A 24,675-nucleotide genomic window follows, 5' to 3' on the forward strand; every position below is an offset into this window, starting at 1 on the left:
GCGCGGGCGTATCCCGCTTGTTGTGAAGGGCCCGGCTCCTGCGGAGGAGCCGGGCCCTTCGGCGTACCTGCCGCACCCCGAACGGTGGTGTGTTCCGCCCGCCCGAGCCGGATCTGAGGGGGCCTCAGAGGGCCCTGGGGCGGGCGGGAATCCGGCATACACCCTTTCGGGCGGCTTATCGCGTTCGCTGCTTATCTTCCCTATCGGCGCAATAAGAATATTTTCCAACCGGGAATCCGGGGAGGTCCTCAGAACCAAGGGAGCGCACATGCGTCGGCGACGTCATCGAGCGGCCACCTTCACCACGAGTGTTCTGGCGGCGGGTGCCCTGTGCAGTCTGGCACTGGCCCCCGGTGCCGGCGTACAGCGACCGGGGAGCGGCGCCGACCCTCCCCCCGCCAGCCCCGCCGCCAGCGCAACCTCTGCCAGCCCAACCCCCACCGGCCCGGTCCCTGCCAGCCCTGCCGACACTGCTCTCGCGAGGCCCGCCCCCGCCCCCGCCCACCCCGCCGCCGCGGACTTCGGCGCCTTTCTGGACTCCGGCACCCTCGGCGTGCGGCGCATCGCGGCGTTGCAGAAGTGGCTCGGCGGGACCGACATCAAGGTCGGGCACACCTATCTGCCCGGGAACACCTGGTCGGACATCGAGGGCCGGGCCGGGTTCCTGGCGGACTGGGCCACCTGGCGCAGGGAGCGTGCCGACCGCACCCTCGTCCTCAACGTGCCGATGCAGGCGCTCAACGAGGCCGGCATCCCCGACGCCCGGGTGCGCCAGCTGCTGGCGAGGGGCGCCGAGGGCGATTTCGACGCGCACTTCAAGCGGCTGGCCGAGCGTCTGGTCGACCTCAAGATCCCGGACACCGTGATCGTGCTCGGCTGGGAGATGAACGGCACCACGTACACCCACCGCTGCGGGCCGGACCCGCAGTCGTGGAAGAAGTACTGGAAGAACGCGGTCACCGCGATGCGTTCGGTGCCGGGGCAGAAGTTCCGCTTCGACTTCACGCCGAGCCGCGGGCGCGACGCGGTGCCGTGGACCGAGTGCTACCCGGGTGACGACCTCGTCGACATCATCGGCATGGACTCCTACGACCAGCCGCGCGGAGTGGACTTCGACCAGCAGATCAAGGAGCCGTACGGGCTCCAGCAGCACATCGACTTCGCGGCCGCCCACAAGAAGCCGATCTCGTACCCGGAGTGGGGGCTCTTCCGCAACGGGGACAACCCCGAGTACATGCGCCGCATGCTGTCCTGGATGGACGCGCACAAGCCGGTCTACAACACCATCACCGACTACTGCCCGCACGGGGTGTGGGGGTGCTCGGACAATCCGCGCGCCTCGGAGCTCTACCGCACGCTCCTGTACGGCCGCACCGAGCCCACCCCGCAGCCGTCCACGTCCCCCACCCCGCAGCCGTCCACGTCCCCCACCCCGTCGACGTCCCCGGCCCCGACGACCAGCCCCCAGCCCTCGACCCCGACGACGACGCCGACGGCACCGAGCCCGAAGCCGGCCACGCCGACCGCCCCGACCACACCGGTCGTCCCGGCCACCCCGGTCGTCCCGGCGTTGAACGGCAAGTGCTCGCCGCTCGACTTCGGCCCCTGGGTCGAGTACTGGATGGGCGGCAAGCTCTGCATGCGCCTCGACTGGTTCTCACGCCGGAGCTGACGCCCCCGCGGCCTCCGTGGCGGGCCGGTTCCGGTCGTCCCGCCACTGCCGCAGTGCCCGCAGCGCGGCGCCCGCCCGGCGCCGCAGCCGCGCGTGCAGGACGGCGGCCCGCAGCAGCGGCAGGGTCCGGCGCCGGGCCAGCAGGAAGCGCTGGTTGACCCGCACCTCGGGCCGCCAGTGCTGCTTGTACGGTTCATTGCCGCGCAGCATGCTCAGCGTGCCCCGGCCGCTGCCGTCGATCCGCTGGGCGCAGGCGCGCAGCAGCATCGTGGCCACGTCCACCTTGCGGCCGCGCAGGCCCGGGTGGGCCCCGTACAGATAGCCGCCGGCCAGGGCCGGTGAGAGCAGGGTCAGGTCGGCCGCGACGACCTCGCCGTCGAGGCGGAACTCCGTGACCACCGCGTCGCCCTGCCGGGTCATCTCGCCCACCGCGCGCGCCAGATGCTGTTCGAACCGGGGGCGCAGGTGCTCGCGCGTCACCCCGCGCCCCTGCCACTGGAGCCCGTGCAGTTCGAGCAGCGTGCGCAGGGCACCCGGCACCTCGTCGGGCGGTACGTCGCGCTGCTCGATGCCCAGTGCGTCGATCTTGCGGAGCTTGGCGCGGGCGCGCTGCGCACGGTTGTTGGGCAGCCGGGACAGCAGGGTGTCCATGTCCGCGACGGGCAGCTCCAGGCACCGCGAGTCCGTCAACTGGTGTTTGGGCGCTGCCCAGTTGGCGTGGATGCGTTCGGCTCCGGCGCCCGGGCGCACCTCGCCGAGGTCGATCAAGGCGCCCCGGGCCGAGCGCATCAGCGCGCCGGTGAGGGCGGTGGCGGCCTCCTCGGCGCAGTCGTCGGCCAGCAGGACGTCCGCGAAGTCGGAGATCGGGCCGCCGAGCGGCACGAGCGCCGGGAGCGGGCGCAGTACCCGCATCAGCGGGGCCGCGCCCACCAACCGGCCGTCCCGGTAAGCGAGATGGACCCGCAGCCGTCCCCGGACCCCGTACGAGAGCCACCACGAGTGCAGCCAGGCGTGGCTCTGGAAGGGGGTTGCCGCGCTGCAACTGCGGTGCAGCTGGAGCCAGTTGGCGGCGAGGTCCGCGAAGCGCAGGTCGTCGGTGCACAGCTCCACGCGGAGGCCGGACACTAGCCGACCTCCTGCGGCACGGACGCCGCGCCGGCCGGGCTCGGCACCGAGGCCGCGCGCTCGGTCTCCGGCGCGCCCTCGGGGGCGTCCTCGGGGCGGCGGCGCGGCCGGGCGAGCAGGCCGAGGCCGCCGAGCAGACCGCCCGCGCAGCCGCCGACCAGGGCGGTCAGGCCCGCCGATGGGGAGGAGGGGGCGAGCGGCTTGACCGCGCGCGAGAACTGCACGACGCGCACCCCGGTGTCGGCCTGGGTGTGGGTGCCGTTCAAAGTCAGCGCGCGGGCCACCGCGTTGGCCATGCCGGCCGCGTCGGCGGCCCGGCCCGAGGTGGCGGTGATGGCGATCATCGGGGCGTCCGGCGAGGTCGCCGTCTGCACACTGCTGCGGAGCGTGGTCGCGCTCACCCCCGCCCAGATCTGCGCGTCCCCGATGACGGCGACCTCGGTCGCGACCCGGCCGTAGGCCTGGGCGAAGCCGAGGGCGACCGACGGGTCCGACTTCTCGCCGGGGGTGACCACCACATAGCTGGTCGCGCTGTACTCCGGTGTCTTGACCGCGCCGTACACGCCGCCGGCCGTCGCGCCGAGCAGTGCGCACACGGGCAGCGGCCACCAGCGCGGCAGCGACCGGGTGCGCGGGCCGCGGGCGCTCTGGCGCTGCCGCGGGCCGGAGAATCTGCTCATCTGGACTCTTCTTTCTCCGAGGAGGTCATCGGGGAGGTCATGGGGGAGGTCGTCGCGGAGTTCTTCGGGGAGGTGTGCGTCGGCACGGCCGGCGGGCCGTCCGGCGCGGGCCCCGCCGGGGCGGTCGCCCCCGGGCCGGGTCCCGGGTCGTACGCGGGGTGCGGCTGCGGCGCCCGGGCCGCGGCCGCCTCGTACACCCGGACCAGCTGGGCCGAGGTCGCGGTCACGCAGTAGCGGCGCACCGCGTCGGGGACGGGGAGGCGGGGGCGGGCCGCGCGCCGGAGTTCGCCGAGGGTGGCGGCGAACGCGGCGGCCGTGCGGCCGGTGCGGAGCGCGCCGGGCGCCGAGCCGGCCGGCAGGTCGTCGATCGCCGGGCACGTCACGTACGCCACCGGGAGCCCGGCGGCCAGGCCCTCCACGACGGCCAGGCCGAAGGCCTCCTCGCCGGACGGCGAGGCCAGGCAGTCCACGGCCGAGAGCACCCCGGCGAGGCTGGGGCGGTGGCCCGCCGGGGTGGTGTTGTCCTGGACGCATTCGCCCGCGAACACCACCCGGGCGCCCACCCCGAGCCGTTCGGCGCGGGCCCGTAGCGGCTGCTCCTGCTCGCCGCCCCCCGCGAACACCAGCCAGGCGTCGGGGAGTTCGGCGATCGCGTCGATGAGGGTGTGGAACCGCTTGCCCGCGGCGAGGCGTCCGACCGCGCCGACCACGAACGCGCCATCGGGCAGGCCGAGTTGACGGCGTACGGCGATACGGGCGCCGGCGCTGAAGGCGAACTGCGCCGCGTCGACGCCGTTCGGCACCACCTGGATGCGCTGCTCGGGCACGCCCCAGCGGGCCAGGCGGTGCGCGATGGTGGGGGACACGGCGACGGTGGTGGTGCCGAGCCGCTCGCTGGCGAGGTAGAGGCCGCGTACCCCGGGGCCGAGCGGGCGCCCCTCCATGCGGGCCTCGCCCAGGGAGTGCTCGGTGGCCACGATGGTGCGGACCCGGGCGAGCTTCGCCGCGAGGCGGCCGTACAGACAGGCCCGGTACAGATGGGTGTGGACGACGTCGTAGCGGCCGCGCGCGATCAGCTTGGTGAGCCGGGGCAGCGCGGCCAGGTCGCGGTTGCCCGCCATGTCGAGGTTGCGCACCCGGCCGCCCTCGCGGACGATCGCGCGGGCCACGGTGCCGGGGTTGGTGAGGGTCACCACGTCGGCCTCGTACGGCAAGTGCCGTAGCAGCAGCCGCAGTTGCTGCTCGGCGCCGCCCACGCCGAGGCCGGTGATGATGTGCAGGACCTTCACGTGCCCTCCGGGAGGTCGGCCGGCTCGTCGCGGCGCCAGCGGTGCAGGCTGCGCTTGAGATGCAGCCGCCAGCCGTTGTCGCGCTCGCCGACGTGGACGCGGGGCAGCGCGTAGCGGCCGGTCAGCGGGCCCGGGTCGATCGCGCAGGCGTAGGCGTAGCCGGCCGCGCGGACCGCGTCCACGGCCCGTACGTCGACGGCCCCGTACGGGTAGCAGAAGCCGGCCACCTCGTGCCCGGTCAGGTCGTGGAGCAGCGTGCGGCTCTCGTGCACCTCGCGGTGCAGGGTGTCCTCGTCGATGTGGGTCAGATCGAGGTGGCGCAGGCCGTGCGAGGCGACCTCCATGCCCCAGGTGGCGGCCTGCTGGATGCCGCGCTCGTCGAGCAGGGGCTTGCGCGGGCCCAGCGGGTCCCAGTCGTTGGTGCCGCCGAGCCGGCCCGGCAGGACGAACACGGTGGCCGTGCACTCGTGGCGGCGCAGCAGCGGCAGCGCCTCGGCGGTGAAGTCGGCGTAGCCGTCGTCGAAGGTGAGGCCGACCAGGCCGCGGGCGGTGCCGGCCGCGCGGGCGCGCAGGAGTTCGCCCATGCTCACCCCCCTCAGGCCGTGTCCGCGCAGCCAGCGCAGCTGGCGTTCGAGGCGGGGCGGCGAGACGGTGATGTGGTACGGATCGTCCGTGGTGTGGGTCACCGAGTGGTACATGGCCACCCACAGCGGTGCGGCGGGGCGCGGTCTCGAACCAGTCAGTGGACCCCTCGGGTCGCCGACTGCCGTGTCAACGGGCATGCCAGAGCTTTCGTGTGACGGGACGGAACAGCAGACAGAACTCCCGGACCCGCAGCAGCCCGGCCGTGACGGTGAACGCCACGGCGGCGATGAGGGACCCAATAATCAGTGCGGACAGCGGACTTGGGGCGAGCGATGCCCCCCACCGGCAGGCGCCGGTGGCGACGAGACCCGCCGCGACGAGCCGGGCGAGCTGGCCGCCCACCCAGCGCACGGACAGGGCGGTGCGGCGCCGGCCGCTGCCCCAGAGCAGGGCCAGCGCGGTCAGCGTGATGCCGAGCGCGTTGGCGGCGGCGATGCCGGGCGCGCCCCACACCGGCACGGCGAGCGCGCCCGCGACGGCGGTCGCGGCGAGGCCGGCCAGCATGGCGCAGGCCGGGTACCACAGGGGGCGGGCCTCGGAGAAGTACGAGCGGGCGAGCACCCCGACGAGGGTCTGGCCGAGCAGTCCGAGCGCGTACACCCGCATGACGTCGGCGGTCGCGTCGGTGTCGTGGAGGGTGAACGCGCCCCGCTGGAAGAGGACTTGGATGATCTCGGGTGCGCAGGCCACCACCACGGAGGCGCCGAGCAGCACGATGGTGCCGGCCACGATCAGGTCGCTCTCCACCCGGCGCCTGGCCCGCTCGGTGTCGCCCGCCGCGAGGGCGCGCGCGATGACGGGGAAGGTGACCGTGCACAGCATGAGGGAGAGCACCATCGGCATCTGCGCCACCTTCTGGGCGTAGTTCAGATGCGAGATGGCCCCGGCCGGCAGCGGCGCGGCCAGGAAGCGTTCGATGAGGACCTGTGTCTGGCGGCTGAGCGCGAACACCACCACCGGGGCGACCAGCGCGAGCCGCAGCGCCCGCGGTGCCCGGTGTGCGGAGGCGCGCGGCTCGGGCAGCGCGACGGCCGCCTCCCGCTGCCGCCAGCTGCGCCACAGCGCGGGCAGCTGGACCAGCACCATCAGCACCCCGCCGAGCGCGACCCCGGCGGCCGCGGCCCGCACTCCCCATGCCCGGCCGAGCAGCAGGAGCAGGCCGATGATGCCCACGTTGTAGGCCACGTAGATGGAGGCGGGTGCGAGGAAGCGGCCGTGTCCGCGCAGGGCGGCGCTGCAATAGCCGGTGAGCCCGAAGCTGAACACGCAGGTCGCGGTGAGCCGGGTGCAGTCGACGGCCAGGCCGGTGGCGGGCAGCCCCGGTGCGAGGACGGCGACCACGGCCGGGGCCGCCGCGATCAGTACGGCGGCGCCCGCGGCGAGCGCGAGCATCAGCCGGGGCAGGGTGGCCGCGACCAGGGCGCGTACCGGATCGGGGCCGGGCCGCCGGCCCCGGGCGACCAGGGCGAGGCTGAACGCGGGCACGAGCACGAAGGCCAGGCCGTCCTCGATCAGGAGGGTCGCGGCGACCTCCGGGACCGTCCAGGCGACCAGGAAGGCATCGGTGTCGGTGTCGGCGCCGAAGACGTGCGCGAAGGCCTGGTCGCGCAGCAGCCCGAGCAGGGCGCCCGCGAGCGTGAGGACGGCGGTGAGGAACGCGGCCCGCGCCAACAGCCGCCCGGAGGTGGCGGGTTCGGGGGGCGCGGTGGGGGCGGGGAGCAGCGGCGGGGCGGTCTCCGTCACGGGCGGGCCGCCCCTCGTGCCAGGCCCCACCAGGCGGCGAGGCCCAGGACCAGTGCGGTCAGGGCGGTGGAGGGGCCGCCGATGTCGCCGTAGAAGAAGTCGACGAGCAGCCAGGTCAGCAGGCCGGTGGCGATCAGACCGCAGTCCATCGCGGTACGCGCCTTCCGGGCCCGGTGCAGTCGGCGGACCCCGGTGACCAGGAGGGCGGCCCAGCCGCCGACGAGGGTGACCACGCCGATGAGGCCCTGCTCGCTCAGGACGAGGAGATACATGTTGTGCGGCGAGAGCAGCGGCTGGCGCTTGAAGGCGGCGCCCGCGCCCGCGGTGTCACTGCCGGAGGACAGCGCGAGCGAGGAGTTCGAGTCGCGGTGGTCGGGGAAACCCTTCAACCCGACTCCGGTGAGCGGACTGTGACGCCACATCAGTTCCGCCGCCGCCCACATGGTGTACCGGTCGGTCACGGACTGGTCGGGGGCGCTCTCGACCTGGGTGATGCTGGCGAGCCGTTCCTGGAGCATCTGGGTGCCGGAGCCGCTCACGCCGACCAGGACGACGGTGGCGGCGGCGGTCACCGCGAGGACGGCCAGCGCGCGGCGCACCCCGGAGAGCACGAGCAGCGCGATGCCGGCGACGGCGGTCGCGATCCAGGCGCCCCGGCTGAACGACACGGCGAGCGGCAGCAGCAGCAGGGCCGCGCAGCCGAGCGCGGCCCGGCGGCGGGTGCGGCTCGCACCGGGCGTCGGGTCGAGGGCGAGGCCGAGCGCGCACAGCAGTCCGCAGGAGACCACGGTGGCCATGCCCATGATGTCGGAGGCGCCGAAGGTGCCGACGGCCCGGATGTCCTCGCCCATGTACGAGGCGCCGGTGGCGGTCAGATACTGCTGGACGCCGACGCCGCCCTCGAACAGGGCGAGCGCCACCACGGCCCAGGCCGCGAGCCGGAAGTCGTCGCGCTCGCGCAGCAGGAGCAGCACGGCGAGCGGCACGAGCACGAAGATCTGGAGGTAGCGGCCGAGTCCGGCGATCGCGGTGCCGGGGTCGGCGGCGCCCATCGAGGCCACGCAGATCCCGGTCACCGGAAGCCCCATGACGATCGCGGCGCGCCGGCTCAGCGGCCGTTCGCCCGAGCGCAGCACCCGCAGGAACGCCCACACCACGAGCACTCCGCAGGCGGCGTCCGCGGCGGTGGCCGAGCCGTCGCCGCCCAGCGGGGGCGTGGCGAGCAGGGCGATCACGGCGAGCAGCGGCAGCAGGCGCAGGGCCCGGCGGGGCGGTGCGGGGACCGGCAGCGGCGGCGCGGCCGCGACGGCGTGCACGCTCAGCTCCCCGTCGGGCGGACGAGGCAGACGGCGGTGCGCAGCAGGATGCACAGGTCCTGCCAGAGCGACCAGTGGTCGATGTAGTAGTTGTCGTAGCGCGCCCGGTCCTCGATCGAGGTGTCCCCGCGCAGCCCCTGCACCTGGGCGAGGCCGGTGAGCCCGACGGGCATCCGGTGCCGGGCCGCATAGCCGGGGTGGGCCTGGCTGAACTGGGCGACGAAGAAAGGCCGTTCGGGGCGCGGACCGACCAGGCTCATGTCGCCCCGGATCACGTTCCACAGCTGGGGCAGCTCGTCCAGGGAGGTGCGCCGCATGAAGTTCCCGGCCCGGCTCATCCGGGTGTCGTCGGCGATGTTCCAGCGGGTCGCGGCCTCGTGCGCGGTGTCGGGGCGCAGGGTGCGGAACTTGAGCAGGGTGAACGCCCGCCCGCCGGCCCCGATCCGCTCCTGCCGGAACAGCACCCCGGGCCCGTCGCTGCGGCGAAGGACCAGCGCGCACACCGCGAGGACGGGGGCGGCGAGGAGCAGCGCGGGCAGGGTGAGGGCGAGGTCGGCGACCCGCTTGAAGAACAGGCCGGGGACCGAGGCAGGGGCGCTGGTCAGCGGCTCGCAGGGGAAGGCGGCCAGCTCGTCCGCCTGCCGGCGGGGCACGGTCTGCCCGGGGGCGCGCGTGTCCAGCTGCCACAGCGTGCAGCCCATGCCCTCAAGGAAGGCCGGGGGCACGGGAGTTGTGGTCTCGGGGGCGTAGGTGAACAGGCAGTCCTGCACCCCGTTCTGGATGACGGCGCGCTGGACCTCCTCCAGGCTGCGCAGCACCGGGACCCCGGCCTCGACGGAGGGCTCGGCCGGCGGCACGACCACCCCGACCGGACGGATGCCGCCGCCCGAGCGGCGCGCGAGCGCCGCCGTGACGCGTACGGCGCTGGCCGCCGGGCCCACCACCAGGGCGGGCCGGGGCCTGCGGACGCCCTGGCGGCGGCGCAGCCACAGCGCCGTGCCGCGCCCGGCGCAGCTCGCCAGGGTGTGCAGGGCGCAGCCCGTCGCCACCGCCGCGACCGTGAGGGGCGCGGCGTTCGGCTCGCGGACCAGGGCGCCCTCGTGGGTGAGGACGGTGGCGAGCAGACACCAGGCGAGCAGGGTGCGTGCGAACAGGGCGGGCACATCGGCGAGCACCCCGCGCGCCATCGTCGGCCGGTAGAGCCCGGCCTGGGCGTTGAGCGCGAGCACGGCGGCCACGAGCAGCCCGGCGGGGCCCGGCGGGAGGCCGGTGTACGGCAGCGCGAGCAGGCCGAGCAGCCCGGCCGCGCAGTCCGTCGCGAGCAGCACGGCGACGAACGGCTGCACAGTGCGCGCCCGTCCGGCTACGAAGGAGAAGTGGTCCGGCGCCTCGCGGGGCGTGACCACCGAAACGGTTCCCGATGACATCCCGGTCCCGTGGGGCGGCCCCCCGGCGGCAGGGACGATGCTTTCCGCGGTCACTGGCTGATGGGTTCCCTGTGCTCGGAGCGCGGCAGAGCGGCCACGTCGCGGTACACCTCCGCGATGCTTCGGGCCGTCTGCCGCACGTCATGGGTGGTGGTTACGTGGGCGTGGCCCTGGCGGGCCAGATCGCAGCGCAGCGCCGGGTCGGCGAGCAGCCGCGTCATCGCGTGCGCCAACTCCCCGGGTGCGTCCGGCGGTACGAGACAGAGCGGGGCCTGCCCGGGCGGGAGGCTCTCGGCGGAGCCCCCGACATCGGTGACCACCACCGGGCGGCCGCACGCCATCGCCTCCAGGGGCGCGAGCGCCATCCCCTCCCAGCGGGAGGGCAGCACGACCAGGTCGGCGGCCCGGTACCAGAAGGCGGTGTCGCCGACCGAGCCGACGAAGGAGACCGAGCCGGGCGCCGCCGCGCGCAGCGCCGCGAGGTCCGGGCCGTCGCCGACCAGGACGAGGTGGGCGTCGGGTACGGCCTCGCGCACCTGCTGCCAGGCGGCGAGCAGCACGTCCTGGCCCTTTTGCCGGCACAGCCGTCCCACGCACACGACCAGCGGCGCGCCCTGGTCGGGCGGGGTCCCGTCGGCCGCCGCGTAGTGGTCGAGGTCGACCCCGTTGGGGATCACCGAGCAGGGTGCGACCACTTTGGCCCGTACCCCGGTGGCCCGCTCGCCCTCGCTGACGCACACGATGCGCGAGGTCCAGCGCACCGCGGCGCGCTCCCAGCCCCGGGAGAGCAGGGCGGTGACGCCGCCGACGGCCTCGAACGACCAGGCGTGCGGCTGGAAGACGGTGGGCACCCTGCCGCGCGCCGCGAGCCGGGCGGCGACCCCGGCCTTGGCGCTGTGGGCGTGGATCACATCGGGACGCACCCGCCGGATGAGGCGGCCCGCCCGCAGGGTCTCGCCGAGCAGTGCGGGGCCGGGCGAGCGGGTGGCGCGCCAGGGGTGCACCCGGGCGCCCAGACGGGTCAGTTCGGTGCTCAACGGGCCTCCCTCGGGGCATGCCACGGTGACCCGGAATCCACTGCGCAGCTGGTCCCGCACCAAGTCCGTGACGACTCGGGCTACGCCCCCATCAACGGGCTGAACCAGGTGCAGGACACTCAACTGCCCGGCGGACCCCGGCCCCTCGGGTCCGCCGGGGGTGTTCGCTCTCGTCGGCATGCGCGGTCACTCCGGTCCTGGCGCTCGAAAAGAAAGCTGAACAAAGCTGCTGCTGAACAATGCTGCGGAGTTCTCTCCCCGCGGTGCTGCCGCCCTCGAATTCCGCCGGGGCGGCGCTGCGGCCGCCGAAGATCCCGTACGTGGCGCGGCCCGGCGGGGGGCAACTGTAACCGTATTTACAACCCGGTCCGGTCATGAATGTGGAGACGGAGTGTCCCCTTCGAGCGATCGTGCGTATCCCCTTGACGACACGGTCGTTGTATCGGTGGCCCCATCTCCATCCGAAAGGAAAAAGCCATGAATCGAATTGCGAAGTCCGTCGTGTCGGCGGGCGCCGGCGCCGCTGTCGTGATGCTCGGTGCGGGCATGGCCAGCGCCGACGCGGGGGCGCACGGCGCCGCCGCCAACTCCCCCGGTGTCCTGTCGGGCAACCTGCTCCAGGTCCCCGTGCACGTCCCGGTCAACGCCTGCGGCCTGACCGTGAACGTCATCGGTCTGCTGAACCCGAACTTCGGCAACACCTGCATCAACAAGTAGTCCCCAGGGGTGACGTCGCCGGACCGGTACCGCGGCTCGCGGTTTCGGTCCGGACGGGCCCCTGGCCATTTTCGCGGCCCCCAAAACCCTGGTTCACCCGTTAGGGGCAAAACCGGGGGGCCGGGTCCGCGTTGAGGTGTAGGTCGAGTGACAAACACCCGGTCAATGACTTTCTCAATCTAGGAGTGCTTCTCCATGTCGCGTACCGCGAAGGCCCTGGTCCTGTCCACCGCTGCCGTTGCCGCCATCGCCGGTGGGGCCGGCATCGCCGCCGCCGACGCCGGTGCGCACGGCGCGGCCACCAACTCGCCCGGCGTCCTGTCCGGCAACATGGCGCAGGTCCCCGTTCACATCCCGGTCAACGTCTGCGGCAACACCGTGAACGTCATCGGTCTGCTGAACCCCGCGTTCGGCAACACCTGCATCAACAAGTAGTTCCCCGCCGAAGCCCCGGCCGCTCCTCTCCAGGGAGCCGGCCGGGGCTTTCGCCTTGCCCCGGACGGCGGAAGGTCGCAGGGGTGTTCGGGCGCGGGGTTGTGGCAGCTCGGCACGGCGTGGCGTACATCCGATGATCGCTCAGGATGACGAAGCGGTTGCGAGGGGTTAAGGGCGGGCGCACGGTGAGGGCAACTCGCTCGCCCCATCGAAGGAGAACCGTTTCATGCGTGCACGAACACCGCGGCGCCTGGCCGCAGTGGCCCTCTCCACCGCGATCGTCATCGGGTCCGCCGGGACCGCGATGGCCGCCGGCTCCCCGCCGCCGCGTGCGGCCCGCGCCGAAGCGCCGGTCCCGGGCGCCGACTCCCTGCTCGGCCAGGCCCAGCGGCTGAACGGTCTCGGAGGCGTCCTCACGCCGGTCACCGATCTGCTGACCGGCGTGCTCAAGGGCGCGTCGCCGGCCGACACCGCGGCGCTGGCCGGCAAGGCCACCGCTGCCCTGGACGCGGTGCGGCAGGCGGCCCCGGCGGCCCCCGTCACGCCCCCGGCCGCGCCGGCCACCCCGCCCGCCGCCGCGGGTCCCGCGGCCGTGCCGTTGGGCGGCCCCGAGCAGGACGCCGTGCTCGCGGCCGCCCGGGACGATGCCGTCGCGACGGTCAAGAAGGGCATCGACGACCTCGTCAAGGCGGTCACCAGCCTGAACGTCGGGGGCGTCCTTCCCGCGGCGACCTCGGTGGTCACCGGCCTGGTCGGCCTCGTCCTGACCACCGTGACCGGCGGCGGCCTGCCGGTCCCCGACCTGCCGGGCCTGCCCAAGGTGCCCACCGACGCCGTGCCGAAGCTGCCCGCCTGAGCCGCACCCGAAGAGCGCCGGACCGTCACCGACGGGACCGGCGCTCTCGGCCGTCCGGGGCGCCAACGTGCTTACCGTCCGGGGCCGTTCATGAAATCCCATACGCGTATCGGCGGGGCCCGCAATTGGGTGGCGGCCCATGAATCCGGACATGAATCCGGGGCCGGAGAGTTTCCCGGGCGTCAGCGAGTCGTTATCCAGGGCGAAGCAGCCCAATGCATTCAGGGACACGTACGTTCGGCGACGGAACTCGCCGCGGAAGGATTGATGATGAAGTCGATGAAGGTTGCCGCGGCACTCGCCGGATCCCTCGCGGTCGTGGGTGCGGCGGCGCCGGCCTTCGCGGCCGGCGATCTGCCGCCCATGAGCCTCAACGGCGGCCTCGACACGATCGCCCAGAACCTGTCGTCCGCTCCGAACATGGTCGACGCCTCGCCGGTGCGCACCAACCTGCTCGACCCCAAGTCGAAGGACTCGCTGCTCCACACGCTGGGCAGCACCGCGCACGACCTGAACAAGACCAATGGGGCGCCCAACCCGGGCCAGCTTCTCGGCGGAATGCCGCTGGGCGGTTAGCCGGCGCGCGAACGGGTCTTTCCGCACCCCGAATTGATGGGCCGTACCGCGCCCCCGTGCGCTGTACGAGGGAAAGAAAATAAACCCGGCGTGTTCGCTTCCGGCGGCTCGCGGCCATTTGCCTACGCTGAGGCAACCCCCGAATGGAAGGTTCCATCATGAACACTGCGAAGAAGACGGCTCTCGCCCTCGCCGCCGCCGGTCTCGCCACGGGCGCCGCCTCCGGCGCCGCCTTCGCCGACGCGGGCGCGCAGGGCGTGGCCGCGCACTCGCCCGGCGTCCTGTCCGGCAACATGGCGCAGGTCCCCGTCCACGTCCCGGTGAACCTCTGCGGCAACACGGTCGACGTCATCGGTGGTCTGAACCCGGCCTTCGGCAACACCTGCGTCAACTCGGACTGATCGAGGGCCGGTTGAGGCCGGTTCCGGTTCGGTGCAGGGCGAGCGGCTTCGTGGAGTTGGGGATCCCGGAGCCGCTTCGCTGTGTCCGAACGCCCCTGTGGCGGGCAGGTGTCCGAAGGCCCGCGCACAGATGCGCGAAGGGTCGCGCACGGGACCGAAGACCCCGTGGAGGGCGTTTCATCCAGATGGGTGACAGCTGCGAGGGGCTCGGCCCGGAATGTCCTAGAGTCCCCGGCATGACTTCAGCCACCAGTGCCGTACAGCCTTCCAGGGCAGCCCTGTTGGGCTCGCTCATCGTCATCGCGTGGAGCGGTGAATCCCCCGACGGATCCGGCGATGTGCCCTTCCTCCTGGCGTACTCCCTCGGTGACGGGGCCGAGGGCCCCGAGGGCGCGGAGTCCGCGGCGCGCTCGCTGCTCGACGAGATCGGCATGCCGGCCGGCAGTGTCGTCGACCAGTCGCAGGGCGGCTCGTTCCCGGTGACCCTCATCGTCCAGGGCGGCCAGGCCGTCCTCACCATGCCGACGCTCAACGCGCAGTGCCCGGTGCCGCCCGAGTGGCTGGCCGCCGCCGAGGCACGCGGCACCGTCCAGTTCATGTTCGCGACCCGGTCCTGGCCCGAGGGCGTGCCCGGAGTCGCCGTGACCGACGAGCAGTTGAAGGCGTTCGCGGGCGACGAGGACACCATCACCACCGCGGGCCACTGCGTGCTCCCCGTCCGCCGTCTGCGCGGCTGACCGCACCCCACCGCCGGACGAGAACGGAGACACCCGCCATGGCCCTCCCCGAGACGATCCCGCAGCAGGCTGCCGCCGACTCGTCCGGCTCCCCGCCCGCGCCCACCACCGCGTTCGGCGCCGGGCGGGCCTTCGCCTGGCTGGTCGTGCTCGCCGGCGCGGCCGGGCTGCTCGCCTCCTGGGTCATCACCCTCGACGAGTTCGAGCTGCTGCGGAACCCGGACTTCGTCCCCGGATGCAGCCTCAACCCGGTGATCTCCTGCGGCAACATCATGAAGAGCGCCCAGGCCTCCGTCTTCGGCTTCCCCAACCCGATGCTCGGCCTGGTCGCGTACGGGATCGTCGGCTGCGTGGGCATGAGCCTGCTCGGGGGCGGGCGGTACGGGCGCTGGTACTGGCGCACCCTCAACGCGGGGGCCCTCGCGGGGGTCGGCTTCGTCAGCTGGCTGCAATTCGAGTCGCTCTACCGGATCAACGCGCTCTGCCTGTGGTGCTGCCTGGCGTGGGTGGGGACCATCGCGCTGTTCTGGGCCGTGACGGGCCTCAACATCGTCAAGGGGGCACTGCCCGCTCCGAGTTGGGCCCGCAGTCTGTTCGCCGAGTTCGGCTGGGCGGTGCCGGTGCTGCACATCGGGGTCATCGGGATGCTGATCCTCACCCGCTGGTGGGACTTCTGGACCGCTTGAGCCCCTGCGGAAACCTTGGTCCGACCGCGTGAATCGCCCGCTGCCGCCGCCACGGCGGCCGCCCGGCGGCGTTGACCCACCGACCAGTCGCATGGTTGAAGCCTCCCCGGGCCGTGCATCCAGTACCGGCCCGGGGGGCGCCGGCTGCCGCGCGCCGACGGCGGCGGCCGTTTCCTGCGACTCCGGGCCTCGTTGAACCCGGCATCGGACAAGGAGCGGACGTTTGGACGGGCCCCGGAACCAGCACGGTTTCCGGGGCCCACGTGTGTGCCGGACGCGTCCGCCCCGGCGAGCACGAGGGAGACGCCGATGAACGACGCGACGCGCTGGTGGCGCACCTACCGGGCGGCGCGCGCCCGTCCCCGGGGCCGCGCCCCCGAATCCGTCGGGCCCCCGCCCCGTACCGCCTGGCACCTGGCCCGGCGCGGCCTGCTGCGGGCCGCGTTCGTCTCGGCGACCGTCGCCTTCACCGCGGCCGCCCTCGCCCGCATCCCGGGCGCCACCCCGTACGGCGAGCCCGCGGGCGCCCCGGGCCCGGAGCCCGACGAGGGCGCCACCTTCGACGAGATGCACGCCGGGCACCGCATCCAGGGCCTGCCGCTGCGGGCGGGCCGCGCCGAGGTCGCCGTGTTCGTGGACGGCCGGCAGCTGGACGTGATGCGGCGGGCGGACGGCAGCTACCTCAGCTCCGTCGACCACTACGAGTCGTACGCCACCGCCCGCGAGGCGGCCCGTGCGGCCGCGGCCGAGCTGGGCGCCGCCCGCCTCGCCGCCGTACCGGTGCACGGCAGCCACCAGGAGGGAGCGGGCCGTGGCGTACACGCGTAAGAACCAGCGGGACCTGACGAGCGCCGAGCGCAAGGCCTTCGTGAACGCGGTGCTCGAACTCAAACGCAGCGGTGCCTACGACGAGTTCGTGCGCACCCACATCGAGTTCTACGTTCCGGACGGCGACGACGGGCTGCGGGTCGCGCACATGACCCCGTCGTTCCTGCCCTGGCACCGTCAGTTCCTGCTGGAGTTCGAGCGGGCCCTGCAAAAGGTCAACTCCCGTGTGACAGTGCCCTATTGGGACTGGACGCGGGACAGCTCGCCGGCGTCCTCGCTCTGGTCCGACGACTTCATGGGCGGCAACGGCCGGCGCGGCGACCTCCAGGTCACGACCGGGCCCTTCGCGTACGCCCACGGCCGGTGGAACCTCGCGGTCGACGTCACCGAAGCCCGGTTCCTGACCCGGGACCTGGGCCGCCCCAAGGAACCCATCGCGCTGCCCACGGCCGCCGATGTCTCCCGGGCCCTCGCCGACCCGGTGTACGACACCGCGCCCTGGGACTCCACGAGCAGGTCGGGGTTCCGCAACCGCCTTGAGGGCTGGACGACGGGCCTGTCGGGCAGCGCCCGCTTCCGCATGCACAACCGGGTGCACCGCTGGGTCGGCGGCGTGATGCTGGGCGGGGCCTCCGTCAACGATCCGGTGTTCTGGCTGCACCACGCCTACATCGACAGCCTGTGGGACCGCTGGCAGGCCGCGCACCCCAGGTCCGCGCGCTATCTGCCGGGCACGCCGCCCCCGGACGGCGACCCCCAGCACGGCCGGATCGCGGCGCTCCACGAGCCGATGCCGCCGTGGAACGTGGCGCCGGCCGCGCTGCTCGACCACACCGGGATCTACCGGTACGCCTGACATGGCGACGGCCTCCCGGGGGGAGAAGTCCGGGAGGCCGCCGTACTGCTGTGAGCCATGACCGGCCGGGCCGCCGCGAGGGCGCCCGGCCGAAGCGGGGGGTACTTACTCCCCGTAGCCGCCCTCGTGGTGGCTGTCGGCGTTGACGCAGGTGTTGCCGAACGCGGGGTTCAGCAGCCCGATGACGTTGACCGAGTTGCCGCAGAGGTTGACCGGGACGTGCACCGGAACCTGGAGCAGGTTGCCGGACAGGACGCCGGGGGAGTTCGCAGCGACGGCCTCGGCGCCGGCGTCGGCCGAGGCGATACCCGCGCCGGCCAGCGCCATGGCGCCTGCTCCGGCGACGACGGCGGCCGTCTTCGCGATACGAGACATCAAAGTTCTCCTTGATATGGACACGCGACCGCAGACACGCAGTCGTCATTTCACTTCAACGTGCCGAACGGGCATAAGTAACGGACACCTGCGCCCAAATCGGTTCTGCACGGCCGATCGGAGCACGGCCCTGCCGCTACTTGCCGTACCGGCCGCGTGAGGCGCGCCGGGAGAGTGCGACCACGGCCGTGCCCGTGACGACCGCGCTCGCGCTCAGGGCGCCGAGCAGCGAGGCCCGCGAGTCGGCACCGGCGTGGGCGAGCTGCGCCGGGGCCGGGGCTCGGTGGCCGGCGGCGTGCGCCGCGTACCCCGTGCCGAGCACGGAGACCAGAGCCGCGACGAGGGCGCCCCGCGCCACGGGACCAGAGAACTTGTACATGCCTGCGACCCTTCGCAAGGAAAAGGAAGACGGGGGAGGAGGAAAAGGAGGGGGAGGGGAATCAGATGCTGATACGCGTAATGCATTGGGTCGTATCCGCCCCGCCCCGGTCTCCCGGCCACGCGCGCGGCGCCGGACGGACAACCCGTCCGGCGCAGCCCCCGGCCCCCGCACGGCCCAGCGCCCGCCCGTCGGCCGGGCGGGCCGCCCCGCTCCGTGCCGAGACGGGCCCGGGCCGCCCGACTCAGCCGGTGCCGAGATAGGCCCGGGCCGCCCGCGGATTCATGGCGCACTCCCACAGGCCGTGCGGGCAGTAGTCGGTCAGGGTCTGGTAGACGGGCCGGTACCGGCGGAACCAGGCGGCCATCCCGCGCACGTACGCGGGATCGTCCCCGTTGCGGAACAGACCCCACTCCGGGTACGAGACCGGCTTGTGGTGGCGGGCGGCGAAGTCCACCTGGGCCCGCAGCCCGTACGGCTCCTCGACCTGCTGGGCGAACGGCATGCCGGCGGGCTGGTCGTAGGCGTCCATGCCGAGGATGTCCACATGGGCGTCTCCCGGATAGCAGTCCGTCCACGGCACCGCGTCCCGCCCCCGGCTCGGCGCGAAGTCGAAGCGGAAGCGCTGCCCGGGAACCGACCGCATCGCCGTCACGACGCGCCGCCAGTACGTCCGCCACGCGGCGGGATCGGGAGCGCACCGGTGCGTATAGGTGATCCCGTTCATCTCCCAGCCCAACACCACGATGGTGTCGGTGAGTCGAAGGTCCCTCAGGCGTTCGGCCAGGGCCCGGAAGTGGGCGTCGAAGGCGCCCCGCGCGCCCTGCCCGAGCAGGGCCGCGACCCGCGCGTCGGGCACGCCGTCCTCGTTGTGGTCGAGCATCGGCACGTTGAGGACGAGGGTGCGGTCCGCGCGCTGATGGCGCCAGCGGGCCCAGGGGGCGAGCAGGGCGGGGGAGCCCTCGATGTCGCTCCAGGTGCCGCCGGGCAGATAGGTGTGGGCCACGCGCAGCGGCCCCCGGCCGCGCCACCTCTCGGCCGCCGCCAGCCTGCCGGTGCCGTCGCCGTCCGAGCCCGTGAAGATGCTCGCCGCGTTGCCGGACGGGGGAGGCACCGGGCCCTGCCGCCCGCTGCCGGAGGCGAGCGGCACGAGGGCCGCGAGCAGCAGCGCCAGCACGCACAGCGCGGGCTTCCACGCCCTGCGGGGGGCGGGGGACGGGTGCGCGGAGCCTTGGGCGGCGGGGGTGCGGCGGGTCCTGGGCGTCAGTGGCCCGCGGACGGGGAGCCGCCGCGCTGGAGCGCCCCGCTCAGCGAGGCGACACCGGAGGTCAGTGTCTCGCCGATCTTGCCGCGGCCGCCGAGGACCTTGGGCTGCCCGAACTCGCTGACGCTGCCCTGCCCGGCGACCCCGTTGTCGGCGGCGGCGATGCCGGGAGCGGCCAGGAGCAGGAGGGATGCGGCGACGGTGGCGGCTTTGAGGCGGTGGTGAGTGTTCATGCCCGGTACAACGCCGCGCGCCCGGTGAGGGTGCGCGGCGGGCGGGCGGTCACGTCGTGGGCAGGTCGAAGGCGAAGGGTTGCCTGCGCACCCGGTGGTCGAAGTTGGATGTGCCCAACTCCGGTTCGCCGAGGGTGCGTACGGCCAGCGGCCGGGTCAGCAGTTCGCGCAGGACGGCCTTGATCTCCAGGCGGGCCAGATGCGCGCCCAGGCAGTAGTGCGGGCCGCCGCCGCCGTAGCCGAGGTGCGGGTTGGGGTCGCGGGTGATGTCGAAGGCGTCGGGGTCGGTGAAGACATCGGCGTCCCGGTTGGCCGACGCGTACAGGAGCATCACCTTGTCGCCGGGCAGGAAGGTGTGGCCGGACAGGACGTAGCGCGAGGTGACGGTCCGGCGGAACTGGATGATGGGCGTGGAGTGCCGGACGATCTCGTCGGCCGCGCCGTCCGCATACCGCTCGAAGTCGTCCCGCAACAGCGCCAGTTGCTCGGGGTGGTCGGTCAGCAGGGACAGGGCGTGGGCGATGGCGTTGCGGGTGGTCTCGACGCCCGCGACCAGCAACAGGGAGAAGAACGAGCCCAGTTGGCGGTACGTGAGGCGCTGTCCGTCCACATCGGCGCACACCAGCGCCGAGATGAGGTCGCCGGTCGGGTGGCGGCGCCGCTCGCGCCCGAGGCGGGCCACCGTCAGCTGCATCCGGGCCAGCGCCCGCAGGCCCTTGCCGGGGCTCAGGAGGCGGGCGCCGATGCCGCGCCGCACCCCGGCGTGCTCGGAGGCCCGGTCGATCTGGCGGGCGATCCGGCGGCGGTAGGCCTCGGGCACGCCGAGCATCGCGCAGATGACCTCGAACGACATCCGGGAGGCGACCGCCGAGACGAACTCGTCGGGCCGCTCGGCGACCATGTCGTCCACGATGCGCACGGCGAGCTCGCGGATGCTGACCTCGGTGGCGGCGAGCAGGCGCGGGGTGAACGCCTGCTGCACGATGCGCCGCAGGCGTGTGTGGTCGGCGCCGTCGAGGTTGACCATCGAGTCGCCGAACACGGCCCGCACCCAGCGGGCCGGCTCCGGCGATGTGACCCCCGGCGCGCTCGCGAACACCCGCGGAAGGCGGCTCGCCTTCAGCACGTCGGCGTGCCGGACCAGGGCGTAGAAGCCCTGCTCGGGGCGGCGCCGTCCGGCCCGGCGTTCGGTGAAGAAGGCCGGGCGCGGCTCCTGCCTCAACTCGGCGAAGCGCGCCAGGCGTTGGGCCCCGGGCTGCTTCCAGAACGCCGGGTCGGCGAGATCGGTTGCGGCGCCGCGGGGGGCCGGTACCGTCCGGGGGTGGGTCACGCTCGCACCGCCTTGGCCGCCGTGCGGCTGTCGAACAACACTGTCGGGCAACGGAGTCGGAGTGCTGACGAGCCGTCAGCCGACCAGTGCGTGACCGGCCTTGACGGCGTCGTTGGCGGCCTTGACCGCCTCGCCGCCGGCCTTGACGCCGTCCTTCACGGCGGTCACCTTCTGGCCCACCTTGTCCCCGACGACGCTGTTCGCGGCGGGCTTGAGCTGGGCACCGGCGGCGCTGGTGGTGCGCGCCGCACCGCTGAGGGTGCCGCCGAGGTCGAAGGCGTGCGCGGAGGGGGCGATGACGGCGGCGAGGGCGGTTCCGGCCGCGGCGGCCGCGAGGTATCGACGTACGTTCATGCCGCCTACAACGCACGAGCCGGGCGGAGGGCACGCCCCGTGCCGCCATGCGCCGCGCACGGGGGCCGCGTTGCTGCAAGCAGGGGAACTTTGCAGTGATACCGCCACCGGGATCGTTCTTGCTGAAAGACACGGCCGAGTAGGCCACCAGGGAAGGAAGAGAACACCCATGGGAATCACTTCGCGCGCGGGCCTGGCGGGCATCATGGCATGCATGGCGACCGCGGCCGCCGTGGCACCGGCCGCCGCGGCCCCCGCCGTTCCGGTCACCGTCCCCCTCGGCACCCTGAACACGGTCCTGCCGTTCGACGCGCCCACCCTGCACACCGGCATGCCGCTGCCCGTCCCCGGCGCCCCGGACGGGCCGCGCTACGTGAAGGGCAACCTGCTGCCGCACAACATGGTCCCCGCGATCCCCGTCGAGTCCGCGCTGCCGAACACCCAGATCGACACGCCGCTCCCCGACCCGATGAGCGACCGCAACCTCGGCACGCCCGCGCTGGTCAGCCCCGGCACCGAGCTGCACACCATCACCCCGGGCGCGGACCTCGGCGCCCCGCTCAGCGAGCCGCGCACCGCCCTGTTCGGGCTGCCCGCGATCGTGCTGCCGGCAGCCGGTGTGACCGCCCCCGCCGTCCAGGGCGCGCCCGCCGCCACCGCGACGTTCTGAGCCCCGGTCGGCCCCGATCCGCCCCTCACGCCCAGGAGTTGGCAATGCCCCGCCCGCCCAGGAACGTCCTCGCCGTAGCCCCGCTCGGCCGCGCGCTCACCGCGCTGCTCGCCGTGGCCGCCGTCACGGCCCTCGCGGCCGGCGGCGCCAAGGCCGCGTCCGTACGACCCGACCCGCACGGCGTGGACGCGGGCCGGGACGCGCTGCCGCCGTGGCCGGCGCCTGCGGACGCGTCGGCCGCGGTCGCGGCGGCCGGCCTTGAGATGCTCCCCGCCGAGGGCGTGGTGCAGCACACCCACACCCATCTGGACGTCCTCGTCGACGGCCGGCCCGTCACCGTCCCCGCCGCCATCGGCATCGACGAGCCGCGCCGCCGGATCAGCCCGCTGCACACCCACGACACCAGCGGCGTGATCCACGTCGAGTCGCCCCGGCTGGCCACGTTCACCCTCGGTCAGTTCATGGCGGAATGGCGGGTCCCGCTCGACGCGAAGCGCATCGGCGGCCTGCACGCGGGCGGCGGCCGGCACCTCTCGGCGTACGTCAACGGGCGCCGGGCCGCCGGGAACCCGGCCGCGCTCGTGCTGCGCGAGCACGACGAGATCGCCCTGGTCTTCGCCCGGGACGGGGACAAGCACCCGGTCCCCAAGAGCTACGCCTGGTCGAACGGCCTGTAGTACGGCTCGGGCGGCCGGCGCCGACGGGCGGCGGCCGCCCCGCAGAACGCTTGCCCGCACGGTTCGCCGCCGGGGCCGCGCGGAACAGGATCCGTGTCGCGGCGCGGACGGTGCGCCGGCGGCTCCTGCCCGGGGCCCTACTCCCCCCGGGCGGGAGCCGCTGCCTCGGGCCCGCCCGTCCGGAGGGCCCGTTCGAGTAGGTAGGCCTGTCGGGTGAGAGCGGGGGTCGGCCGTGTCCGGTGTCGGCGCTCCCCGTTGTGCAGGCGTGATCTCAACACGACGAATCGCCACAGTCCTTGCCGTCGCCGCCGGTGTCTCGGGCATCGCCGCGACGACCGCGAGCGCCGCGGGCCCCCTCGACACCCTGGTCAAGCCGATCAACCCGGTCAGCGAGCTCGACACCATCGCGACCAGCAACATCCCGGCCCCGTACGCGGCCCAGCTGCCCAAGGTCAAGAACCAGCTGGCCGGGCTCAGCCACCTCAACGACCTGGGCCAGCTCTCCCAGCTCACCGACCCGCTCGCCCCGCTGATGGGCCTCGTGCCCTCGGTGGAGTGACCCTCGGCGGAGTGACCGCGGGCCGCCGGACCCGACGCGACACGGGCACGCGCCCGGAACGAGGTGTTCCGGGCGCGTGCCCGTGCGGCTGGGCTCCGGTCAGAGCAGATGCAGACCGAGGCCGAGCAGGCTGTGGTCGTGCCAGTGGTGATGGTGGTGGTGATGCTCGCGGCCACCGTCGTCGTCACGGTCGTGCGCCGCGACGCGCGGGGTCGCCTGCGGGGCGGCCTGGGCGGTCGCGGCTGCGGGAACTATGACGGCGGCGGAAAGCGCGGCCACAACGGCGGCGCGGCGGATGATGCTCACGGTGAACTCCACAGTCGGTGGACAAACCTGACACCCCGAACGCTAGGTCGGCCGCCGCACCCTGTCGCGCCGAGTGACCGTCCGGCTACTCCACGCGAGGATGCCCCCGGCTCGCCGCCCGCCGGTCACTTCCCGAGGTCGCTGATGTCCGCGTACCCCTCGATGGCCTGCGGCTCGCGCGAACCGGGGCCCACATAGCGGGCGGAGGGCCGCACCAGACGGCCCGTCCGCTTCTGCTCCAGGATGTGCGCCGACCAGCCCGCGGTGCGCGCGCAGGTGAACATCGACGTGAACATGTGCGCCGGAACCTCCGCGAAGTCCAGAACGATCGCCGCCCAGAACTCCACGTTCGTCGCGAGCACCCGGTCGGGCCGCCGCGCGTGCAGCTCCTCAAGGGCGGCCTTCTCCAGCGCCTCGGCCACCTCGAAGCGCGGCGCGGCCAGCTCCTTGGCGGTGCGGCGCAGCACCCGGGCGCGCGGGTCCTCGGCGCGGTAGACGCGGTGGCCGAAGCCCATCAGGCGCTCGCCCTTGTCGAGCGCCTGCTTCACATACGCCGTCGCGTCCCCGGTCCGCTCGATCTCCTCGATCATGCCGAGCACCCGCGAGGGCGCTCCGCCGTGCAGCGGGCCCGACATCGCGCCGACCGCGCCGGACAGCGCGGCCGCGACGTCGGCGCCGGTCGAGGCGATCACCCGGGCGGTGAACGTCGAGGCGTTCATGCCGTGCTCGGCGGCGCTCGTCCAGTACGCGTCCACCGCCTTGACGTGCCTGGGGTCCGGCTCGCCGCGCCAGCGGATCATGAAGCGCTCGACGACGGACTCCGCCTTGTCGATCTCCCCCTGCGGCACCATCGGCAGGCCCTGCCCGCGCGCCGACTGGGCGACGTAGGAGAGCGCCATGACCGCGGCCCGCGCCAGGTTGTCGCGGGCGGTGGCCTCGTCGATGTCGAGCAGTGGCTTGAGGCCCCACACCGGCGCCAGCATGGCGAGCGCGGACTGCACGTCCACCCGGATGTCTCCGGAGTGGACCGGGATCGGGAACGGCTCGGCGGGCGGCAGGCCGGGGTTGAACGCCCCGTCCACCAGGAGGCCCCACACGTTCCCGAACGAGACGTGCCCGACCAGGTCCTCGATGTCGACGCCCCGGTAGCGAAGGGCGCCGCCCTCCTTGTCCGGCTCGGCGATCTCCGTCTCGAACGCGACGACTCCCTCAAGTCCGGGTACGAAGTCGGACATCTGGCGGCTCCTCAGGATGTGTACGGCGGGCTGCGGGCGGGCCGTGCCGCCCCGGGTCCCTCGGTCATGCCCCGTACGGCGGTCAGGAATCCCGCCGGGGGTCTCAACGCGTGTATGGAGGCCACAGTGGCCCAGCCGAGAGTTTGGCGGGTTCCGCCGATGCGGGGAAGCGTGACATCCGGCACACTGCCCCAATTCGGCGACGCAGGGTTAACGCCCCGCCGTCGCGGGCAAACTGCGCCGCCGCCCGGCCCCTGACCCCGGGCC

The 24,675-nt window shown here is 73.8% G+C and carries 29 protein-coding genes; 13 read left to right on the forward strand and 16 right to left on the reverse strand.

The window, feature by feature from the left end:
• Positions 1-553 precede the first annotated feature (553 nt).
• The gene (locus CG740_RS06230; RefSeq protein ID WP_442802807.1) at positions 554-1,672 is read left to right on the forward strand and encodes a glycoside hydrolase family 26 protein; all 1,119 of its coding nucleotides are present in this window, start codon (positions 554-556) and stop codon (positions 1,670-1,672) included.
• Here the strand turns inward: CG740_RS06230 and CG740_RS06235 are convergent.
• From CG740_RS06235 to CG740_RS06270, 8 genes are read right to left on the reverse strand one after another with little or no spacing between them, the layout of a single operon-like run.
• Positions 1,658-2,797 (reverse strand): GNAT family N-acetyltransferase, encoded by a 1,140-nt coding sequence (locus tag CG740_RS06235; RefSeq protein ID WP_100573930.1) that lies wholly within the window; start codon positions 2,795-2,797, stop codon positions 1,658-1,660. The two genes, CG740_RS06230 and CG740_RS06235, sit on opposite strands and share 15 nt — an antisense overlap.
• On the reverse strand, positions 2,797-3,477 hold the full coding sequence (locus tag CG740_RS06240; RefSeq protein WP_100573931.1) for a lipopolysaccharide biosynthesis protein: 681 nt from the start codon (positions 3,475-3,477) through the stop codon (positions 2,797-2,799). Before CG740_RS06240 ends, CG740_RS06235 begins: the two co-directional genes overlap by 1 nt.
• Positions 3,474-4,766 carry a glycosyltransferase gene (locus tag CG740_RS06245; protein WP_100573932.1) on the reverse strand — a complete coding sequence of 431 codons (1,293 nt, stop codon included), beginning with the start codon at positions 4,764-4,766 and terminating at the stop codon, positions 3,474-3,476. Before CG740_RS06245 ends, CG740_RS06240 begins: the two co-directional genes overlap by 4 nt.
• Positions 4,763-5,548, reverse strand: coding sequence for a polysaccharide deacetylase family protein (locus CG740_RS06250; protein ID WP_100573933.1), 786 nt, complete (start codon positions 5,546-5,548; stop codon positions 4,763-4,765). The genes CG740_RS06245 and CG740_RS06250 overlap by 4 nt, the downstream gene beginning before the upstream one ends.
• Positions 5,538-7,154 (reverse strand): murein biosynthesis integral membrane protein MurJ, encoded by a 1,617-nt coding sequence (murJ, locus tag CG740_RS06255; protein ID WP_234376097.1) that lies wholly within the window; start codon positions 7,152-7,154, stop codon positions 5,538-5,540. The genes CG740_RS06250 and murJ overlap by 11 nt, the downstream gene beginning before the upstream one ends.
• Positions 7,151-8,470 carry an O-antigen ligase family protein gene (locus CG740_RS06260; RefSeq protein WP_159030242.1) on the reverse strand — a complete coding sequence of 440 codons (1,320 nt, stop codon included), beginning with the start codon at positions 8,468-8,470 and terminating at the stop codon, positions 7,151-7,153. The genes murJ and CG740_RS06260 overlap by 4 nt, the downstream gene beginning before the upstream one ends.
• A 2-nt stretch (positions 8,471-8,472) precedes the next feature.
• The gene (locus CG740_RS06265) at positions 8,473-9,897 is read right to left on the reverse strand and encodes an exopolysaccharide biosynthesis polyprenyl glycosylphosphotransferase (RefSeq protein ID WP_100573935.1); all 1,425 of its coding nucleotides are present in this window, start codon (positions 9,895-9,897) and stop codon (positions 8,473-8,475) included.
• Positions 9,898-9,947: 50 nt separating this feature from the next.
• Positions 9,948-11,114, reverse strand: coding sequence for a glycosyltransferase family 4 protein (locus CG740_RS06270; RefSeq protein ID WP_100573936.1), 1,167 nt, complete (start codon positions 11,112-11,114; stop codon positions 9,948-9,950).
• Positions 11,115-11,411: 297 nt separating this feature from the next.
• On the opposite strand from CG740_RS06270, the gene CG740_RS06275 reads away from it, so the two are divergent.
• The 9 genes from CG740_RS06275 (at position 11,412) to CG740_RS06315 (ending at position 17,026) form a co-directional block, all read left to right on the forward strand.
• Positions 11,412-11,651: a chaplin gene (locus CG740_RS06275; RefSeq protein ID WP_100573937.1), complete on the forward strand. Its 240-nt coding sequence runs from the start codon at positions 11,412-11,414 to the stop codon at positions 11,649-11,651.
• Positions 11,652-11,846: 195 nt separating this feature from the next.
• Positions 11,847-12,086, forward strand: a complete 240-nt coding sequence (locus CG740_RS06280; protein ID WP_100573938.1) for a chaplin — start codon at positions 11,847-11,849, stop codon at positions 12,084-12,086.
• A 226-nt stretch (positions 12,087-12,312) separates the two neighbouring features.
• Positions 12,313-12,942: a hypothetical protein gene (locus CG740_RS06285; protein WP_159030243.1), complete on the forward strand. Its 630-nt coding sequence runs from the start codon at positions 12,313-12,315 to the stop codon at positions 12,940-12,942.
• 267 nt (positions 12,943-13,209) lie between these two features.
• Positions 13,210-13,518, forward strand: coding sequence for a hypothetical protein (locus tag CG740_RS06290; protein ID WP_234376098.1), 309 nt, complete (start codon positions 13,210-13,212; stop codon positions 13,516-13,518).
• Between the two features lie 158 nt (positions 13,519-13,676).
• Complete coding sequence (locus tag CG740_RS06295) at positions 13,677-13,919, forward strand: chaplin (RefSeq protein WP_100574270.1); 243 nt, start codon at positions 13,677-13,679, stop codon at positions 13,917-13,919.
• A 236-nt stretch (positions 13,920-14,155) separates the two neighbouring features.
• On the forward strand, positions 14,156-14,656 hold the full coding sequence (locus tag CG740_RS06300; protein ID WP_100573941.1) for a DUF5949 family protein: 501 nt from the start codon (positions 14,156-14,158) through the stop codon (positions 14,654-14,656).
• 38 nt (positions 14,657-14,694) lie between these two features.
• The gene (locus CG740_RS06305) at positions 14,695-15,342 is read left to right on the forward strand and encodes a vitamin K epoxide reductase family protein (RefSeq protein ID WP_100573942.1); all 648 of its coding nucleotides are present in this window, start codon (positions 14,695-14,697) and stop codon (positions 15,340-15,342) included.
• Positions 15,343-15,651: 309 nt separating this feature from the next.
• Complete coding sequence (locus CG740_RS06310) at positions 15,652-16,170, forward strand: tyrosinase family oxidase copper chaperone (protein ID WP_100573943.1); 519 nt, start codon at positions 15,652-15,654, stop codon at positions 16,168-16,170.
• A complete protein-coding gene (locus CG740_RS06315) occupies positions 16,154-17,026 on the forward strand; it encodes a tyrosinase family protein (RefSeq protein ID WP_100573944.1) in 873 nt (290 codons plus the stop codon). The genes CG740_RS06310 and CG740_RS06315 overlap by 17 nt, the downstream gene beginning before the upstream one ends.
• Positions 17,027-17,131: 105 nt before the next feature.
• Here the strand turns inward: CG740_RS06315 and CG740_RS06320 are convergent, their stop codons facing one another.
• From CG740_RS06320 to CG740_RS06345, 6 genes are all read right to left on the reverse strand, one after another.
• Positions 17,132-17,401: a chaplin gene (locus CG740_RS06320; protein ID WP_100573945.1), complete on the reverse strand. Its 270-nt coding sequence runs from the start codon at positions 17,399-17,401 to the stop codon at positions 17,132-17,134.
• A 136-nt stretch (positions 17,402-17,537) separates the two neighbouring features.
• Positions 17,538-17,780 carry a hypothetical protein gene (locus CG740_RS06325; protein WP_100573946.1) on the reverse strand — a complete coding sequence of 81 codons (243 nt, stop codon included), beginning with the start codon at positions 17,778-17,780 and terminating at the stop codon, positions 17,538-17,540.
• 244 nt (positions 17,781-18,024) lie between these two features.
• Positions 18,025-18,957, reverse strand: coding sequence for a glycoside hydrolase family 26 protein (locus CG740_RS06330; RefSeq protein ID WP_376497357.1), 933 nt, complete (start codon positions 18,955-18,957; stop codon positions 18,025-18,027).
• A gap of 86 nt (positions 18,958-19,043) precedes the next feature.
• Complete coding sequence (locus CG740_RS06335) at positions 19,044-19,277, reverse strand: hypothetical protein (RefSeq protein WP_100573948.1); 234 nt, start codon at positions 19,275-19,277, stop codon at positions 19,044-19,046.
• A 49-nt stretch (positions 19,278-19,326) separates the two neighbouring features.
• On the reverse strand, positions 19,327-20,607 hold the full coding sequence (locus CG740_RS06340; RefSeq protein ID WP_100573949.1) for a cytochrome P450: 1,281 nt from the start codon (positions 20,605-20,607) through the stop codon (positions 19,327-19,329).
• A gap of 75 nt (positions 20,608-20,682) precedes the next feature.
• The gene (locus tag CG740_RS06345; protein ID WP_100573950.1) at positions 20,683-20,961 is read right to left on the reverse strand and encodes a hypothetical protein; all 279 of its coding nucleotides are present in this window, start codon (positions 20,959-20,961) and stop codon (positions 20,683-20,685) included.
• A 169-nt stretch (positions 20,962-21,130) separates the two neighbouring features.
• Between CG740_RS06345 and CG740_RS06350 the strand changes: the two genes are divergently transcribed.
• The 3 genes from CG740_RS06350 to CG740_RS06360 all read left to right on the forward strand — a co-directional run bounded on the left by CG740_RS06350 (position 21,131) and on the right by CG740_RS06360 (position 22,867).
• Entirely contained in the window at positions 21,131-21,631 is a 501-nt protein-coding gene (locus tag CG740_RS06350) for a hypothetical protein (protein WP_100573951.1), read from the forward strand.
• Between the two features lie 44 nt (positions 21,632-21,675).
• Positions 21,676-22,308, forward strand: a complete 633-nt coding sequence (locus CG740_RS06355; protein WP_199846360.1) for a hypothetical protein — start codon at positions 21,676-21,678, stop codon at positions 22,306-22,308.
• Positions 22,309-22,573: 265 nt separating this feature from the next.
• The gene (locus tag CG740_RS06360; protein WP_100573952.1) at positions 22,574-22,867 is read left to right on the forward strand and encodes a hypothetical protein; all 294 of its coding nucleotides are present in this window, start codon (positions 22,574-22,576) and stop codon (positions 22,865-22,867) included.
• Between the two features lie 99 nt (positions 22,868-22,966).
• Here the strand turns inward: CG740_RS06360 and CG740_RS06365 are convergent, their stop codons facing one another.
• Together CG740_RS06365 and CG740_RS06370 are read right to left on the reverse strand one after the other, a co-directional pair.
• Positions 22,967-23,173, reverse strand: coding sequence for a hypothetical protein (locus tag CG740_RS06365; RefSeq protein WP_159030244.1), 207 nt, complete (start codon positions 23,171-23,173; stop codon positions 22,967-22,969).
• 125 nt (positions 23,174-23,298) lie between these two features.
• Entirely contained in the window at positions 23,299-24,408 is a 1,110-nt protein-coding gene (locus CG740_RS06370; RefSeq protein ID WP_100573954.1) for a citrate synthase 2, read from the reverse strand.
• Positions 24,409-24,675 lie beyond the last annotated feature (267 nt).

It is taken from the genome of Streptomyces sp. CB01201 (assembly GCF_002803085.1).
GTDB classification, from domain to species: domain Bacteria; phylum Actinomycetota; class Actinomycetes; order Streptomycetales; family Streptomycetaceae; genus Streptomyces; species Streptomyces hundungensis.

What these genes read in the sequence shown, in the direction of transcription:
- CG740_RS06295 (WP_100574270.1), top strand. Translation starts at nt 13,677, where the DNA reads ATGAACACTGCGAAGAAGACGGCTCTCGCCCTCGCCGCCGCCGGTCTC.
- CG740_RS06305 (WP_100573942.1), top strand. Translation starts at nt 14,695, where the DNA reads ATGGCCCTCCCCGAGACGATCCCGCAGCAGGCTGCCGCCGACTCGTCC.
- CG740_RS06280 (WP_100573938.1), top strand. Translation starts at nt 11,847, where the DNA reads ATGTCGCGTACCGCGAAGGCCCTGGTCCTGTCCACCGCTGCCGTTGCC.
- CG740_RS06240 (WP_100573931.1), bottom strand. Translation starts at nt 3,477, where the DNA reads ATGAGCAGATTCTCCGGCCCGCGGCAGCGCCAGAGCGCCCGCGGCCCG.
- CG740_RS06265 (WP_100573935.1), bottom strand. Translation starts at nt 9,897, where the DNA reads ATGTCATCGGGAACCGTTTCGGTGGTCACGCCCCGCGAGGCGCCGGAC.
- CG740_RS06320 (WP_100573945.1), bottom strand. Translation starts at nt 17,401, where the DNA reads ATGTCTCGTATCGCGAAGACGGCCGCCGTCGTCGCCGGAGCAGGCGCC.
- CG740_RS06250 (WP_100573933.1), bottom strand. Translation starts at nt 5,548, where the DNA reads ATGCCCGTTGACACGGCAGTCGGCGACCCGAGGGGTCCACTGACTGGT.
- CG740_RS06370 (WP_100573954.1), bottom strand. Translation starts at nt 24,408, where the DNA reads ATGTCCGACTTCGTACCCGGACTTGAGGGAGTCGTCGCGTTCGAGACG.
- CG740_RS06335 (WP_100573948.1), bottom strand. Translation starts at nt 19,277, where the DNA reads ATGAACACTCACCACCGCCTCAAAGCCGCCACCGTCGCCGCATCCCTC.
- CG740_RS06275 (WP_100573937.1), top strand. Translation starts at nt 11,412, where the DNA reads ATGAATCGAATTGCGAAGTCCGTCGTGTCGGCGGGCGCCGGCGCCGCT.
- CG740_RS06310 (WP_100573943.1), top strand. Translation starts at nt 15,652, where the DNA reads ATGAACGACGCGACGCGCTGGTGGCGCACCTACCGGGCGGCGCGCGCC.
- CG740_RS06350 (WP_100573951.1), top strand. Translation starts at nt 21,131, where the DNA reads ATGGGAATCACTTCGCGCGCGGGCCTGGCGGGCATCATGGCATGCATG.
- CG740_RS06325 (WP_100573946.1), bottom strand. Translation starts at nt 17,780, where the DNA reads ATGTACAAGTTCTCTGGTCCCGTGGCGCGGGGCGCCCTCGTCGCGGCT.
- CG740_RS06270 (WP_100573936.1), bottom strand. Translation starts at nt 11,114, where the DNA reads ATGCCGACGAGAGCGAACACCCCCGGCGGACCCGAGGGGCCGGGGTCC.
- CG740_RS06285 (WP_159030243.1), top strand. Translation starts at nt 12,313, where the DNA reads ATGCGTGCACGAACACCGCGGCGCCTGGCCGCAGTGGCCCTCTCCACC.
- CG740_RS06290 (WP_234376098.1), top strand. Translation starts at nt 13,210, where the DNA reads ATGATGAAGTCGATGAAGGTTGCCGCGGCACTCGCCGGATCCCTCGCG.
- CG740_RS06345 (WP_100573950.1), bottom strand. Translation starts at nt 20,961, where the DNA reads ATGAACGTACGTCGATACCTCGCGGCCGCCGCGGCCGGAACCGCCCTC.
- CG740_RS06300 (WP_100573941.1), top strand. Translation starts at nt 14,156, where the DNA reads ATGACTTCAGCCACCAGTGCCGTACAGCCTTCCAGGGCAGCCCTGTTG.
- CG740_RS06355 (WP_199846360.1), top strand. Translation starts at nt 21,676, where the DNA reads ATGCCCCGCCCGCCCAGGAACGTCCTCGCCGTAGCCCCGCTCGGCCGC.